Source organism: Actinopolymorpha sp. B17G11 (assembly GCF_040196095.1).
GTDB lineage: Bacteria > Actinomycetota > Actinomycetes > Propionibacteriales > Actinopolymorphaceae > Thermasporomyces.
The window spans coordinates 227,150-242,029 of sequence record NZ_JBEFTW010000002.1 but is presented as its reverse complement, the minus strand read 5'-3'; the positions used below and the strand labels follow the sequence as shown (position 1 = coordinate 242,029).

Below are 14,880 nucleotides of genomic sequence, written 5' to 3'. Positions count from 1 at the left end.
AGGAGTTTTCGTCGAACAGCTACCGTGCCAGGTGGGTGCGTAAGGCGTCACGCGTGGGTGGCCGAACACCCCATCTGATGGGCCGGTTCATGGGCTCGGTTCAGCCGAGGGTGCTCTCCCGTGGCGTGAGCTTGTACGGCGCGAAGATCTCCTGCGGCCCGTCCGCATCGGCCCGCCCGGGACCGCCGGTCACCATCTGCCGCTTGAGCAGATCGACGGCGAGGCGCGCGATCTCCTGCTTGTTCGGTGAGATCGTCGACAGGGTGGGCACGGAGTAGCGGCCGTCCTCGATGTCGTCGAACCCGATCACGGCGACGTCGCCTGGCACCTTGACCCCCCGCTCCGCGAGGGTACGCAGCGCACCGAGAGCCATCAGGTCGTTGAAGCAGAAGACGCCGTCGGGCCGGGGCGAGAGCCCCAGCAGCCAGGTCATCGCCGCCGCGCCGTCGCGGCGGTGATAGCGCAGAGTGGTCGTCACGAGCTCGTCGTCGTAGGGCAGCCCGGCCTCGGCGAGTGCCTCGCGGTAGCCGCGCAGCCGCAGCCGGGCCGTCTCGCCGGCAGGCACCCGTTGGGCACCGATCGCGGCGATCCGCCGGCACCCGCGCTCGATCAGATGGTTGGTCGCATCCCGGGCGGCGGCGATGTTGTCGATCACCACGTGATCGGCGGGACCATGGTGGACGCGTTCGCCCAGCAACACCATGGGTGTCGAGTCGGTGCGCGCCGCGAGGTCCTCGGCCGTCAGGGCGAGCGGGCTCAGGATGAGACCGTCGATGAGCTGGTCGCGAAGGCCACCGATCACCTTGCGTTCCCGCTCGTGCACGCCCTCGGTCTGGTCGACGAGGACCGTCCACCCGTGCAGGTCCGCCTCGGTCACGAGGTGCCGGGCAAGCTCGGCGAAGTACGGAATGTCCAACTCCGGGACGGCGAGCGCGATGATGCCGGTCCTGCCCTGGCGAAGGCTCCGGGCAGAGAGGTTCGGCCGGTAGTTGAGCGTGGCGATGGCGCGTTCGACCCGGTCCCGGGTCTCGGGACGTACGTGTACGTAGCCATTGACGACGTTCGAGACGGTTTTGGGGGATACGCCGGCGAGCTTCGCGACATCCCGCAGCGTCGTCGGCATCGCCGCCACTCTCCTTCGTCGAGAGCCCCCAGCCCTACCTCACCGGCGCCACCGGCGCCCGCGCCATGGCCTGAGCGTAACGCTCGTCGAAGTCGGCGAGCACCACCGGCCAGGTGCAGTGCACTGGGACGCTCGCGAGGTTGTGCGCGGCGAGTGCGGCGCGGAGTGCTCGGTCGCTGGCCAGCCGTGCCACGGCGGCCGAGAGCTCGCCCGGTGAGCGGCCCAGCAGGCCCTCCCTTTCCCCAACGACGAACGACGACACCCCGCTGTCGGCGTACGCGACCACCGGAACGCCCGCCAGCCGGGCCTCCAGCGCCGCGAGGCCGAACGACTCGCGCCGGGCCGGTGCCACGAACAGGTCCGCGTCCTCCAGGACCGTACGCACCTGCGTACGGTCCAGGCGCCCGGTGAGCCTCACCCACGGCTCCATCCGATGTCGCCGGAGGTACCACCGCATCCACGGCAGTGCGGGACCGTCACCCACGATCGTGGCCCGGAGCGGGGACGTGCCGGCAGTGTCCCGACCGACGTCCTGCCCGACGTCCTGCCCGACGGCGAGGACGTCCCGAGCGTCACGCAGGATCCGCAGCAGTGTCAACGGCTGCTTGCGGGGTGCGAGCCGGCCGACCGCGACCACGTGCACGGGACCGTGGGGCTCGACCCCGCCACCCGGCGCTGCGAGACGCCAGTGGCCGATGGTGATGCCGTTGGCCACGACGTGGACGGGGACGCGCTCCCCGACGACCCGGCGGATGGGCTCTGCAGCGGCTCCGCTCACCGCCGTACACACTCCGCGCCAGCGCGTCCAGCCGACCATCGCGTCGAGGAAGCGATAGACCGTGGCAGTGCCGGCGTCCCACATGCTGTGCACGGTCACCACGGTGGGGATGCCGGCCAACGTAGCCTCCCGGACGCCTGACCAGGCGAACGGCGACACAGCGCCGACGTGCACGTGGACGACATCGGGCCGCAGTTCCCGGTAGAGCCGCGCCAGGTGGTGTCCCATCCGCGGATGGACCGGAAGGTCCCACGGGAGCCGCGCGACCACGCGATGCACGGGCACCGCAGCGGCGACACGGCCGTCCGTCCGGTCGGGAGTCGCGGTGATGATCTCGACGTCGTGGCCCGCGCCACGCTGCATCCGGGTGAGTTCAGCGACCTGGGTCTCGATGCCACCCAGCCGGGGTAGAAAGCAGTCGCTGACATGAACAACTTTCACCATGCACCCTCCCCACGCGCCGAGTCCGGTGGAATTCCACCCGCAATTCGACTCTGCGTTTCCTCGACGCCTGTCCTGTCGTATTTCGGCGTGTCTATTAGCGTGGGATCGGGCCGACGCAATACCAATACGCGCGACACATCTCTTCTACTTCCGTGGCCGTCGGCCAGGTGGCAGAGGACTTGTGCGTCAGGACTATTGCATCGCCCCCAGCATTCCCCTTCACGCCTGCGTCCATACCTATCAAGGCGCCGTCGCGGTTCACCATTGGAGGAACCCCCGAGATGTCCCTGACGCGAAGGTTCGAAAGATCTCTGATCCTCAGTGGTGTCCCGGAGATCTCCCCGAGAATGCGCGGATTCTGATTGGCGACATGTCAGGCTGGGCGGGTGAGTCGTACGTGTGTCTTCTTTCACGCCCATCCAGACGACGAGGCGCTGTTCACCGGCGGAACGATGGCGCGCCTCTCCTGCGAAGGGCACCGGGTGGTCCTTGTCGTCGCCACGGCCGGAGGCAATGGCCTTTCCGCCACGCGTCCAGGGAGCGAGAACCTCGACCAGGTGCGGCTGCGCGAACTGGCGGCCTCGGCGAAGGCACTCGGCTGTGCACGCGTCGAGGTTCTCGGCTACGCCGACAGCGGACTCGACGGCACCGCCGTTCCGGGGCCGGGCCAGGTGGCCTTCTGCAGAAGCGATGTCGACGAGGCCGCCCACCGGTTGGCCGACCGGCTGCGGACCGAACGCGCCGACCTGCTGACCGTCTACGACCCCGCCGGCGGCTACGGCCACCCGGACCACGTGCACGTCCACCGCGTCGGCGTCCGTGCGGCCGAGCTCGCCTGCACGCCGACAGTGCTCGAGGCCACGGTCGACCGTGAGCTGCTGCTGCGGGCGCTCCGGCTGGTGGGTCGCGTCTATCGGTTTCCGCCCGGCTTCGACGTCGAACGCTTCGCCCACCTCTTCGCGTCGCGGACGGAGATCACCCATCGCATCGACGTACGCAGGTACGCCGCGGCCAAGCGGGCAAGCCTTGCCGCGCACGCGAGCCAGGCGACCGGGGGCGACTCCATCCGTACGCTCGCCGCCCTGAGGCGACTGCCCGGTCCGCTGTTCCGCCTCGTGCTGGGAACGGAGTGGTACGTACGCAGGGACGTGGCATCCGGTTCGGCGTTCACGCACCCGTTGGACCAGGTGCCGACCCAGAGCGCGGCACCCCCGGGGCTGAGCGCCCGATGACGTTCCCTTCCGCCGCGACACCCGACCCCCGGCGAGGAACGGCCCCGCTACGCATGGCCCTGTCCGCCCTCTCGCTGCTGGTCGCGGTCGGTCTCGTCGTCTGCCTTCCGTACTTCGTCGACGTGGGGTGGAGCGACATCGGCGCGCAGTTCGCCGCACTCGACCCGGTGGTCGTCGCCGGACTCGTCGTCTTGTGGCTGGCGGGACTCTGGGCGTACACCTTCGTGCTCACGGCGTCCCTGCCCGGCCTCAGCCGCCCGCAGGCGATGACGTTGAACGCCGCCGGAAGCGCGGTCAGCAACCTGATGCCGTTCGGCGGTGCCGCGGGTGTGGCGTTGACGTTCGCGCTCGCCCGCTCGTGGGGCTTCCGGACGAACCCGATCGCGGTGAGCACGGTGACGAGCGGCCTGTGGAACGTGCTCGCGAGGTTCCTGTTGCCCGCGCTCGGCCTGGTGGCCCTGCTCGGCACCGGCAGGGTTCCCGACGCGCGGGTCGCCGTGCCTGCGTTGGTGGCGGCCCTCGCCCTGATCGGTCTCGTGGCTGCCACCGTCACGGCCCTGCGGTGGGACCGGGCCGCGCGGGTCACCGGACGCACCGCCGACCGCGCCCTGCGGCTCCTTCCCCACCGGATCCGACCACGCCGCTCCCTGCCGAGTGTGTCGCTCGCCCGGCTGCGGACGACGACCGCCGGACTGCTGCGCACCGCCTGGCCGGCGATGACCGCCGGCATGCTCGCCTACCTCGTCCTCCAGGCGGGTTTGTTCTGCGCCTGCCTCGCGGCGACCGGTGCGTACGTCGGACTCGGCGAGGCGGTGGCGGCGTTCGCGCTGGGGCGGTTGCTCACCACCGTCGTGGTGACGCCGGGCGGGTTCGGCATCAGCGAAGCCGGTACCGCGGCCGCCATGGTGTCGTTGGGTGGTCCGGCCGGACCGGTAGCTGCGGCGGTCCTGCTGTTCTCGACGTTCACCTACATTCTCGAGATCCCCCTCGGTGCTCTCTTCTGGAGCCTGCGGGGACTCGTCGCCCAGCGGCCGAGGGTGGCCGGTACCAGGGACAACGCTCGACCCGTCCGCGCCGGTTGACCTAGGATCGCGACGGTCCGGCCGCTGGTCAGGCCCATGCCGACCTCGCCGCCGGTGTCCGATCACGGGGCACCTCGCCCGGGTTCTCGCGGTGTCGGGCGATGCGGACGCTTCCTCTTGGGCGAGGAGAAATGCTCATGCGACTCCCCCGCGTCGGCCTGGTGGGCGTCAACGGATACGGGCGCACCCACCTGCGGGCCGCCGCCCAGCTCCATCTCGACCGGCGCCTCGACTTCGTGGCCTACGCCGACATCGCCCCAGGTGCCGCCGAGGCCGTCGCCGAGTCCTGCTCGCACCACCCGATGGGCTATCCGTCGCTCGCCGCGATGCTGGCTGGTGAGCCGCTCGACATCGCGATCCTCGCGACGCCCATTCCGCTGCACGCGGAGATGATCGAGCAGACGTTCGCCGCGGGAGTCTCCGTCCTGGTCGAGAAGCCACCGGTGGTGACCATCCAGGACCTCGACCGGCTGGTCGAGGTGCAGCGCGGCCGTGACGTCCTGTGTCAGGTGGGCTTCCAGACCGCGCGGGCCCCCGTGACCGACGCCCTTGGCGACCTCGCGCGCACCGGCGCGCTCGGCGAGATCGAACTGGTCGCGATGATCGGCCGGTGGCAACGTTCCGACGCCTATTACGCGCGGACCGGCTGGGCGGGGCGGCTCACGCATCAGGGGCGTTACGTCCTTGACGGCACGCTGACCAATCCGTTCGCCCACGGCCTGATGAACGCCCTCATGGTCGCCGGGCGGGCTGCTGGGCGCGCGGCGGGAGATACCGCCGTCCCCGCGACCGTACGCGCCGAGCTCTACCGCTGCCGCGACATCGAGGGTGACGACACGGCAAGCGTCCGGATCACCACGACCGACGGCCACACCATCATCGCCGTCACGACTTTGTGCGCCGAAGAGCAGACCGATCCGCGGATCGTCGTCAGGGGAACCTCAGCCACCGCCACGGCGTGGTACACGACCGGGAGGCTCACGATCGACCCGCCCATGGCCGCAGGCCTGCCGGCCGACGTTCCGGGTGACCTGCCAGCACTTCATGGTCCCGTCGACCGTTCACACATGCTCGTCGACCTCGCCGAGGTGGTGGGTGGGCGCGACCGGGAAATCCTGTGCCCGCTTAGAATGTGCCGCGGATTCGTTCTCGCCCTGTCCGGGATCTTTGAATCCGCCGGCAGACCCAGACCCGTCTCGCCACCCGCAGTCACCGCCCGTTTCGAGGAAGGTGCGCGATGGGTCGCCCTGGACGGTGTCGACGCCCTGGTCGAACGTTGTGCGCGCGACGGCCTGCTCTTCTCCGAAACCGGTGCCGACTGGGCCGCACCCACCCGAGAGTTCCCGCTCGCCGACTACACACACTTTGACCTTTTCTCATGATGATGGATCGCTACACGATCGTGGCCCGCCACGCCGTGCACCGAACCTCCGCCGACCCGCTCGAACCTCTTTCCGTCGGCAACGGCGAGTTCGCGTTCACCGTGGATGTCACCGGACTGCAGAGCCTGCCCGACTTCCACGCGGACGGAATTCGCCTGGGAACCCAAGCGCAGTGGGCCTGGCACACCGCGCCCAACCCGCAGGGTTTCGCGTTGGCGGACTCGTACGAGGACTACGAGACGCCCGAGGGGCGCACGGTCACCTACGCCACCACGGGTGCCGACTACTCCGACCCGACGGTCACCCATCGGGCGAAGGAGGCGCGGCAGTGGCTTCGGCAGAACCCGCATCGGATCGACCTCGGCCGGATCGGGTTCGTCCGGGCCGACGGCCGTGGGCTGCGGGTGTCGGAGCTGGCGGCGATCAGTCAACGCCTCGACCTGTGGCGCGGCCGGATCGAGAGCCGGTTCCTCCTCGACGGGACGCTGGTCGAGGTGGCGACGACCTGCGACCCGGAGCTCGACCTGATCGCCGTGCGCATCGAGTCGGCGCTCCTCGCCCGGGGCGATCTCGCTGTCGCCGTACGTTTTCCGTACGCCCAGGGCGACTGGAGCGAGCCGTGCGACTGGAACTCCGCCGCGCTGCACCACACGGAGGTCTCGGTCCGCGGCCGCCACGCCCACATCCGCAGGGTCCTCGACAGGGACGTCCACCATGTCGGGCTCACCTGGTCCTGCGGTGCGCACCTGAAGCAGACCGGGCCGCACGAGCTCGTCCTGAGGACCGACGGGATCGGCGCGCTGGACTTCACGGCGGGCTTCTCCCCCACTCCGTTTGCCGGGACACCGCAGACCGTGCAGGAGACTCTGACGGCGGCCGAGCTGTTCTGGGCGGAGTTCTGGGCGACCGGCGGCGTCGTCGACTTCGGCGACAGCACCGACCCGCGCGTGGAGGAGCTCGAGCGGCGGGTCGTGCTCTCGCAGTACCTCACCGCCATCCACTGCGCCGGCTCGACACCGCCGCAGGAGACCGGACTCGTCCAGAACAGCTGGCGCGGGAAGTTCCACCTCGAGATGCACTGGTGGCACGCGGCCCACTTCGCACTGTGGGGCCGCACGTCGCTGCTCGAACGCAGCATCGGATGGTACGAAAGGATCCTCCCCGTCGCGCAGGAGTACGCCAGGGTGCAGGGTTACGCGGGTGCCCGATGGCCCAAGCAGGTGGGCCCGGAAGGACGCGAGAGCCCCAGCGACATCGGAGCCGTCCTCATCTGGCAGCAGCCGCACCCGATCTATTTCGCCGAGCTCCTGTGGCGGGCGCGGCCCACCCGGCGGACCCTGGAACGTCTCGCACCACTCGTGTTCGAGTCCGCGACATTCATGGCGTCGTACGCGAGTTGGGATCCGCGACGGGAACAGTTCGACCTCGGGCCTCCGCTCGCGTCGGCGCAGGAACGCGCGTTTCGTGCCCGGCGGGAAGCGCGCAACCCGGCGTTCGAGCTGAGCTACTGGGCCTGGGGGCTGCGGACCGCGCAGGCCTGGCGCGAGCGTCTCGGCCTGCCGCGGATCTCGCTCTGGGACTCGATCGCGCGTGGGCTCGCGCCCCTGCCGGTGCGGGACGGGATCTACGTCGAGCTGGAGCATCCGGTGACGCTGCCAGAGGGGCACCCGGCGATGGTCGGGGCGCTGGGCTTCGTTCCCGACACCGGCCTCGTCGACCACGCACGGATGCGCGCCACGTTGCGCCACGTGCTGGACCGCTGGGAGTGGGACGAGACGTGGGGGTGGGACTTTCCCCTTCTCGCCATGACGGCGTGCCGGGTCGGAGAACCGTCGCTGGCGGTCGACGCGTTGCTCCTGGACGTGCCGAAGAACCGCTATCTCGGCAACGGTCACAACTTCCAGCGGCCGGGGACGCTGCCGCTCTATCTACCCGGCAACGGCGGACTGCTCTACGCCGTCGCGATGATGGCGGGCGGCTGGGACGGTGCGCCGGAAGGACCCGCGCCCGGGTTCCCCACCGACGGATGGCGCATCCGTTCCGAAGGCTTCTCCCCCGCCCCCTGACCCGTGATCATGATCGTGATCATGAAGGTTGCGGGGCATATGGAGGACCTCTCCATCCTGATCATGGGCACGCGCGCCTCTGCTCCGGTCGCGAAAGGGTCAGGCGCGAAGGGACGGCATGCCGAGCAGGACCGGGGCTGGGCGCCCGGTGGCCTCGCTGGCCGTGGCGGGCGTTTCGCCGGAACCACCCGAACCCTTCCTGCTTGCTGCCCAGAGGTCACCAGCCCGCGTCCTGCGTACGCCGAGAACCGGACCGTCGGCCACCAGGTGATGCGGCGCGGCGTAGGTCACCGCCACACGGACAAGGTCACCGGGCCGGATCGTTCCCTGAACGTCGTCAGCCACCGCACCGACGGGCACCGCACCGACGGGTGTGAAGTGGACCAGGCGGTTGTCGGGCGCGCGGCCGCTGAGCCGCCTGGTCGCGGCGTCCTTGCGGCCCTCCCCTTCGGCGACGAGGACCTCGACCTCCCGGCCGACGAGCGCGCGGTTCTCCGCCCAGGCAGTTTCCTCGACCAACTCCACCAGCCGTTCGTACCGCTCCTGCACAACGGCTTTCGGCACCTGGCCGTCCATGTCGGCGGCGGGTGTGCCCGGCCGCTTGGAGTACTGGAACGTGAACGCGCCCGCGAACCTCGCCTCGCGCACCACGTGCAGGGTCTGTTCGAAGTCGGCCTCGGTCTCGCCCGGGAAGCCCACGATGATGTCCGTCGTGATCGCGGCGTCCGGCATGGCCTCGCGGACCTTCCGCACGATGTCGAGATAGCGGCCCTGACGGTACGAACGCCGCATCGACTTCAGCACCGAGTCCGATCCCGACTGCAGCGGCATGTGCAGTTGGTGCATGACGTTCGGCGTCTCGGCCATCGCGGCGATGACGTCGTCGGTGAAGTCGCGTGGATGCGGCGAGGTGAACCGCACCCGCTCCAGCCCGTCGATCCCGCCACAGGACCGCAGCAGCTTCCCGAACGCGAACCTGTCACCGAACTCCACGCCGTACGCATTGACGTTCTGCCCGAGCAGCGTCACCTCGAGCACACCTTCGTCCACCAGGGCTTGCACCTCCGCCAGCACGTCACCGGGGCGGCGGTCCTTCTCGCGCCCCCGCAACGCCGGCACGATGCAGAACGTGCAGGTGTTGTTGCACCCGACGCTGATCGCGACCCAGGCGGCATACGGCGACTCCCGGCGCGACGGCAGCGTCGACGGGAACGTCTCGAGGTAGTCCTTGATCTCGACCTGCGCCTCGCCGAGCACCCGCGCGCGTTCGAGCAGGACCGGCAGCGAGCCGATGTTGTGCGTACCGAAAACGACGTCGACCCACGGCGCGCGGCGGACGATCTCGCCCTTGTCCTTCTGCGCGAGACAACCCCCGACCGCGATCTGCATCCCTGCGCGCTCCGCCTTGGTGGGCGCGAGGTGGCCGAGGTTGCCGTAGAGCTTGTTGTCGGCGTTCTCGCGTACGGCACAGGTGTTGAGCACGATGACGTCGGCGGTGTCACCGGCGGGAGCGCGGACGTAGCCCGCGTCCTCCAACAGGCCGGAAAGCCGCTCGGAGTCGTGGACGTTCATCTGGCAGCCGAACGTACGGACCTCATACGTACGGCCGCCCGCGACGGCTCCGGCGGCGTGACCGGTGTCGAGAACGTCGGGAAGCGAGGATTCGGTGCGTTGCGTCATGACCGTCCCAGGGTACGGCTCCGGTCCGGGCCGGCCGCAGGAGGCAGGTGCCCGACAAGGCGACCACGCGCACCACCTTGCCGTCACGATCGGCAGATGGGTTATCACGATGAGTGACCGGCGACGCGGCCTGCCGACGATCTGTAATGCAGTCGGGTTACGGTCCGCCCCGCTGTGTCGCGCACCGGAGCGCGGACAGGGTACCTTGCCCTGTCATGACTGACACGAGCGAAGAGATGCCCGCCGCCCAGGCGGCGAACGGGCGTCCGTTGGTCGTCCTCGACAACGTGCAGAAGTACTTCGGAGAGCTGCACGTGCTCCGCGACATCAACCTTTCCGTCCATGCCGGCGAGGTCGTCGTGGTGATCGGACCGTCCGGCTCGGGCAAGTCCACGCTCTGTCGCGCCATCAACCGGTTGGAGCCGATCGACTCGGGCGAGATCCGCCTCGATGGTCAACTGTTGCCGGGCGAAGGCAAGGCCCTCGCCCAACTGCGGGCCGATGTCGGGATGGTCTTCCAGTCGTTCAACCTCTTCCAGCACAAGACCGTGCTGCAGAACGTCACCCTCGGACCGATCAAGGTACGCAAGAAGTCCAAGGCAGAGGCCGAGGAGAAGGCCACCCAACTCCTCGAACGGGTCGGCGTCGCCAACCAGGCGGACAAATACCCCGCCCAGCTCTCCGGCGGGCAGCAGCAGCGGGTCGCGATCGCCCGCGCGCTGGCCATGGAGCCCAAGGTCATCCTCTTCGACGAGCCCACCTCGGCGCTCGACCCCGAGATGATCAAGGAAGTGCTCGACGTCATGGTCGATCTCGCCCACGGCGGCATGACCATGGTCGTCGTGACCCACGAGATGGGATTCGCCCGCAGCGCCGCCGACCGGGTGGCGTTCATGGCCGACGGCCAGATCGTCGAGGAACGTACGCCTGAGGAGTTCTTCACGAACCCGCGTTCTGATCGCGCGAAGGACTTCCTCTCCAAGATCCTGCAGCACTGAAGACCCTGCTGCACACCGAACCTTCGCCTCACGCGGGGCCCTGCAAGGCGAAGCCGACCAAGGCCCGAGGCCGAACGAGTACGAAAGACACCGAGAAGGGGACGTCATGCGAATGAGTAAGTTGCGGTTGCTGGGGGTGGGCGCCGTTGCCGCGCTGGTCCTCAGCGCCTGTGGTGGGGGAACCGGCGTCGACGTCGAGGTCGCCGACAACCCCGAGTTCGCCTCCGGTACGACGATGGCGAAGCTGGCGGACGCCGGCAAGATCACGATCGGCGTCAAGATGGACCAGCCCGGCATCGGTTACAAGGAGCCGGGCGCCGACGCGCCGACCGGGTTCGACATCGAGATGGGCAAGGTCATCGCCGCCAAGCTCGGTGTCGCGCCCGAGGACATCACCTGGAAGGAGACGGTCTCGGACAACCGGGAGCCCTTCCTCCAGAACGGCACCGTCGACATCGTCCTCGCGTCGTACTCCATCAACGACGAGCGCCGCCAGGTCGTGGGTCAGTACGGCCCGTACTACATCACCGGCCAGCAGCTCCTGGTTCGTGAGGAGGACAAGGACCGGATCACCGGGCCACAGCAGCTCGCCGACGTCAAGACCTGCTCCGTGACGGGGTCGACGTCGCTTGACAAGGTGGCGGACGACTACGGCGCGAGCCCCGTGCCGTTCGACACGTACTCCGACTGCGTGAACCAGCTGCTCAATGGTTCGGTCGACGCCGTGACGACCGACGGCGCCATCCTGCTGGGCTACGCCGCGCAGAAGCCCGACGAGCTCGAGGTCGTCGGCAAGGCGTTCAGCGAGGAGCGGTACGGCATCGGCTACACGCACGGTGACACGGAGATGTGCAAGTTCCTCGACGAGACCATCCAGGGAGCCGTCGAGGACGGCACCTGGGCGGAGGCGTTCGAGGCGACACTCGGCGAGTCGGGTGTGAAGACCCCCACTCCGCCGAAGCCTGACGCCTGCGAGTAGGACAACCCGGTCGGTGCCCGGCGTGACGACGCGCCGGGCACCGACACGTTCGCGCGACGAAGGTGAGGAAGAGCTGCCGTGTATCTGTCCGAGCTGGGATCCCGCCTGATCGACGGATTCTGGTTAACCCTTCAGCTCCTCGGGTGTTCCCTGGTCATCGCGACCGTGCTGGGAACCCTGCTCGCTGCCATGCGGGTCTCACCGATCGCACCGCTGCGCGCCTTCGGCACCAGCTACGTCAACGTCTTTCGCAACACCCCGCTCGTCGTGCTGTTCATCATCGCCGTCGTGGGACTCCCGGCACTCGGACTGCTGAGAGACGACTTCCTCTGGGGGAACGCGTTCTTCTGGCGCGCGGTGACAGCACTCTCCCTCTACACGGCCGCGTTTGTCTGCGAGGTCGTGCGGTCGGGCATCAACACGGTCCAGTCCGGTCAGGCCGAGGCGGCCCGCTCGCTCGGCATGACGTTCGGCCAGACGCTCGGCCTCGTCATCCTGCCGCAGGCGTTCCGGGCCGTCATCCCACCGTTGGCGAGCGTCTACATCGCCCTGACGAAGAACACCTCGGTCGCCGCGGCGTTCGGCGTCACAGAGGCGACTTACCGGCTGAGTGACCTGATCGAGGACTTCCCCGGTTCGCTGGTCTACAACTTCATCGGCATCGCGGGCGGCTACATCGCGATCGTCCTGGTGATCTCGGGGATCGCGGCGATTCTCGAGCGGCGTGTGGCGGTGGCGCGATGAGTGCGGTGCTGTTCGACGTACCCGGCCCCAAGGCTCTGGCCCGACAGCGCATCTACACCGCCGTCGGCACCCTCGCCATGGCCGCGGTCCTCGCGTGGGCGCTGTGGAAGTTGTGGGACACCGAGCAGATCACCCCGGACAAGTGGGCGGCGTTCACCAAGCCCCTCATCATCGGTGCGCTCGCCGAAGGTCTCGTCACCACGCTCAGCGCGGCCGCCGTCGCCATCGTGCTCGCTGTTGTCTTCGGCGCGGTCTTCGCCGCTGGCCGACTCTCCGACCACGCATGGCTCCGCGTGCCGAGTGTGGCGATCGTGGAGTTCTTCCGAGCGGTCCCGCTCCTTCTCCTCATCCTGTTCATCTTCTTCGGGTTCGGTAACATCTTCGGTCCCTTCTGGGCCCTCGTCATCGGACTGATGCTCTACAACGGGTCCGTCCTCGCCGAGATCTTCCGGGCCGGCATCCTGGCCGTGCCGCGCGGGCAGAGCGAGGCGGGTTACGCGATCGGGTTGCGCAAGTCGCAGGTCATGGCGCTCGTCCTGGCTCCGCAGGCGGTTCGGTCGATGCTGCCCGCGATCATCAGCCAGTGCGTGGTCGCCTTGAAGGACACCGCGCTCGGCTTCGCGATCGGCGCACCTGGCATCGTCCGCGTGGGCGAGCAGATCTACGTCTCGCCGCTCTACAACAACCCGCTGACGGTCGGGATCGTGCTCGCCGCCATCTTCATCGTCATCAACTACGGCCTCGGCCGGCTTGCCCAGTGGCTCGAGTCACGGATGCGCCGCCAGGGTCGCCGGGTCGTCCCTGTCGCTGCCGTCCCAGGTGCCGGTCCTGATGCTGGAGCTTCCCGCGGCGACTGACGAGACGATGTCGAGCGTTGGATGAGGGGACCCCTGCGCCAATAGGTTCGTGTCAGGGGTCCCCCTGTCACACGTCAACTGGTCCACCACGACGTGACCGACGACGTGGCGTGGGGGCCGGGTACGGTCACGACGCTCGACGATGCGGGCGGAAGCGAGCACGCTGAGCCGACCCCCCGCGTCACCGTCGCTCCGAAAGGCTCACGCGACCATGACCCGCCTCGCATTCGTGCCTCGCCAGCTCGGAGTTCTCGTCACTGCCGGCGCCCTCCTGGCCACCGCGCTCACCGCCGCCGTTGCGGGTCCTGCGGGCGCGGCACCCGCCACGACACCGTCGACGTCCGCGGAAGGCGCCGGGACCAGCCAGGCGGAGTGGGCGCGCCGGGCCACAGCCTCCTACGACGCGCTCCAGGAGTACCTCTACCTGGGCGACGGACAGCATCACCTCTACCAGGAGAAGTACCCGCGCGAGGACACCGACAACGCCTTCTCCTACCTCTGGCCGGTCCGGGAGGCCACGGCCGCCACGATCGACCTGACCGTCGTTCCGGGGTCGGGACGGACGTACGACGATGACGTGCGGGACAGGTTCTCGGCCCTGCAGGCGTACTGGAACACCGACCGCGAGCCGCCCGGCTACGCCTCCTACGTCGTGCCACCGCTCGGCGGCGGGGGCGACCTGTTCTACGACGACAACGCGATCGTCGGGCTGGAGTTCGTACGGCATTACCGGCTGACCCACAAGGCGTCCGCACGGCAGCGGGCCGAGCAGGTCTTCGAGGTACTCACCCAGGGATGGGACACCGACGCCTCGCATCCCTGCCCTGGCGGGATGTTCTGGGTCGACGCGTCGTGGACCTCCATCCGGGCGGCCAACGTCACCGGGCTCGCGACCGAGCTGGCAGCCCACCTCTACGAGATCACCGGAAAGCGGAGCTATCTCGACTGGGCGGACCGACTGTATACGTGGAACCGCACCTGTCTGCGATCGCCAGAAGGCCTGTACTGGAACGACATCGGCCTCGACGGCACGGTCAACCCCACGCTCTGGATCTACAACTCGGGCGCGATGATCGGTGCGGGAACGCTGCTCTACCGCGCCACCGGAGACCGGGACTACCTCGAGAGCGCCGAAGCCGACGCGACGGCCGCACTCGACTACTGGACGGCTGAGAACCGCTACTTCGACCAGCCGGCAATCTTCAACTCGATCTTCTTCAAGAACCTCCTCCTGCTCGACTCGGCCGCGCACGATCCGCGTTACCGGGCAGTCGTGGAGACCTACGCCGAGCACACGTGGGCCAGCAACCGCGACCCCGCCCTGGGGCTGTTCCGCTTCCCGCCGTCGGGCGGCGGCCCGTACGACCCGTCGTACCGGCCGGAAACACTGGAACAGTCCGCTGTCATCCAGACCTTCGCCCTGCTGGCCTGGAAGTCCCGCGACTACCGCTTCGCCGCGTGAAGCGGGGGAAGCGACGCGAGCGACGCGAGGTCCTGAACGGACCTGACAGCGGA

At 69.0% G+C, this 14,880-nt stretch carries 12 protein-coding genes; 9 read left to right on the top strand and 3 right to left on the bottom strand.

Annotated features, from left to right (window positions below; all coding sequences use genetic code 11):
- Positions 1–100: 100 nt before the first annotated feature.
- Together ABN028_RS03475 and ABN028_RS03470 are read right to left on the bottom strand one after the other, a co-directional pair.
- Positions 101–1,123, bottom strand: a complete 1,023-nt coding sequence (locus tag ABN028_RS03475; RefSeq protein ID WP_349689510.1) for a LacI family DNA-binding transcriptional regulator — start codon at positions 1,121–1,123, stop codon at positions 101–103.
- Positions 1,124–1,157: 34 nt separating this feature from the next.
- On the bottom strand, positions 1,158–2,345 hold the full coding sequence (locus tag ABN028_RS03470) for a glycosyltransferase family 4 protein (protein WP_349695589.1): 1,188 nt from the start codon (positions 2,343–2,345) through the stop codon (positions 1,158–1,160).
- A gap of 386 nt (positions 2,346–2,731) precedes the next feature.
- Between ABN028_RS03470 and ABN028_RS03465 the strand changes: the two genes are divergently transcribed.
- From ABN028_RS03465 to ABN028_RS03450, 4 genes are all read left to right on the top strand, one after another.
- The gene (locus ABN028_RS03465; protein WP_349695588.1) at positions 2,732–3,577 is read left to right on the top strand and encodes a PIG-L deacetylase family protein; all 846 of its coding nucleotides are present in this window, start codon (positions 2,732–2,734) and stop codon (positions 3,575–3,577) included.
- Positions 3,574–4,659 carry a lysylphosphatidylglycerol synthase transmembrane domain-containing protein gene (locus ABN028_RS03460; RefSeq protein WP_349695587.1) on the top strand — a complete coding sequence of 362 codons (1,086 nt, stop codon included), beginning with the start codon at positions 3,574–3,576 and terminating at the stop codon, positions 4,657–4,659. Before ABN028_RS03465 ends, ABN028_RS03460 begins: the two co-directional genes overlap by 4 nt.
- Before the next feature lie 137 nt (positions 4,660–4,796).
- Positions 4,797–6,041, top strand: coding sequence for a Gfo/Idh/MocA family protein (locus tag ABN028_RS03455; RefSeq protein WP_349695586.1), 1,245 nt, complete (start codon positions 4,797–4,799; stop codon positions 6,039–6,041).
- 2 nt (positions 6,042–6,043) lie between these two features.
- Positions 6,044–8,107 (top strand): hypothetical protein, encoded by a 2,064-nt coding sequence (locus tag ABN028_RS03450; protein ID WP_349695585.1) that lies wholly within the window; start codon positions 6,044–6,046, stop codon positions 8,105–8,107.
- Positions 8,108–8,206: 99 nt separating this feature from the next.
- Here the strand turns inward: ABN028_RS03450 and miaB are convergent, their stop codons facing one another.
- Positions 8,207–9,787, bottom strand: a complete 1,581-nt coding sequence (miaB, locus tag ABN028_RS03445; protein ID WP_349695584.1) for a tRNA (N6-isopentenyl adenosine(37)-C2)-methylthiotransferase MiaB — start codon at positions 9,785–9,787, stop codon at positions 8,207–8,209.
- 236 nt (positions 9,788–10,023) lie between these two features.
- Here miaB and ABN028_RS03440 point away from each other — a divergent pair, with 236 nt between their 5' ends.
- From ABN028_RS03440 to ABN028_RS03420, 5 genes are all read left to right on the top strand, one after another.
- Entirely contained in the window at positions 10,024–10,785 is a 762-nt protein-coding gene (locus tag ABN028_RS03440; RefSeq protein ID WP_502877544.1) for an amino acid ABC transporter ATP-binding protein, read from the top strand.
- A 106-nt stretch (positions 10,786–10,891) separates the two neighbouring features.
- Positions 10,892–11,764 carry a glutamate ABC transporter substrate-binding protein gene (locus tag ABN028_RS03435; protein WP_349326460.1) on the top strand — a complete coding sequence of 291 codons (873 nt, stop codon included), beginning with the start codon at positions 10,892–10,894 and terminating at the stop codon, positions 11,762–11,764.
- 78 nt (positions 11,765–11,842) lie between these two features.
- Positions 11,843–12,508: an amino acid ABC transporter permease gene (locus tag ABN028_RS03430; protein WP_349326459.1), complete on the top strand. Its 666-nt coding sequence runs from the start codon at positions 11,843–11,845 to the stop codon at positions 12,506–12,508.
- Positions 12,505–13,365, top strand: coding sequence for an amino acid ABC transporter permease (locus ABN028_RS03425; RefSeq protein WP_349326457.1), 861 nt, complete (start codon positions 12,505–12,507; stop codon positions 13,363–13,365). Before ABN028_RS03430 ends, ABN028_RS03425 begins: the two co-directional genes overlap by 4 nt.
- 211 nt (positions 13,366–13,576) lie before the next feature.
- Positions 13,577–14,827 (top strand): glycoside hydrolase family 76 protein, encoded by a 1,251-nt coding sequence (locus ABN028_RS03420; protein ID WP_349695583.1) that lies wholly within the window; start codon positions 13,577–13,579, stop codon positions 14,825–14,827.
- Positions 14,828–14,880 lie beyond the last annotated feature (53 nt).

What these genes read in the sequence shown, in the direction of transcription:
- ABN028_RS03475 (WP_349689510.1), bottom strand. Translation starts at nt 1,123, where the DNA reads ATGCCGACGACGCTGCGGGATGTCGCGAAGCTCGCCGGCGTATCCCCC.
- ABN028_RS03470 (WP_349695589.1), bottom strand. Translation starts at nt 2,345, where the DNA reads ATGGTGAAAGTTGTTCATGTCAGCGACTGCTTTCTACCCCGGCTGGGT.
- ABN028_RS03460 (WP_349695587.1), top strand. Translation starts at nt 3,574, where the DNA reads ATGACGTTCCCTTCCGCCGCGACACCCGACCCCCGGCGAGGAACGGCC.
- ABN028_RS03455 (WP_349695586.1), top strand. Translation starts at nt 4,797, where the DNA reads ATGCGACTCCCCCGCGTCGGCCTGGTGGGCGTCAACGGATACGGGCGC.
- ABN028_RS03450 (WP_349695585.1), top strand. Translation starts at nt 6,044, where the DNA reads ATGGATCGCTACACGATCGTGGCCCGCCACGCCGTGCACCGAACCTCC.
- miaB (WP_349695584.1), bottom strand. Translation starts at nt 9,787, where the DNA reads ATGACGCAACGCACCGAATCCTCGCTTCCCGACGTTCTCGACACCGGT.
- ABN028_RS03440 (WP_502877544.1), top strand. Translation starts at nt 10,024, where the DNA reads ATGCCCGCCGCCCAGGCGGCGAACGGGCGTCCGTTGGTCGTCCTCGAC.
- ABN028_RS03435 (WP_349326460.1), top strand. Translation starts at nt 10,892, where the DNA reads ATGCGAATGAGTAAGTTGCGGTTGCTGGGGGTGGGCGCCGTTGCCGCG.
- ABN028_RS03425 (WP_349326457.1), top strand. Translation starts at nt 12,505, where the DNA reads ATGAGTGCGGTGCTGTTCGACGTACCCGGCCCCAAGGCTCTGGCCCGA.
- ABN028_RS03420 (WP_349695583.1), top strand. Translation starts at nt 13,577, where the DNA reads ATGACCCGCCTCGCATTCGTGCCTCGCCAGCTCGGAGTTCTCGTCACT.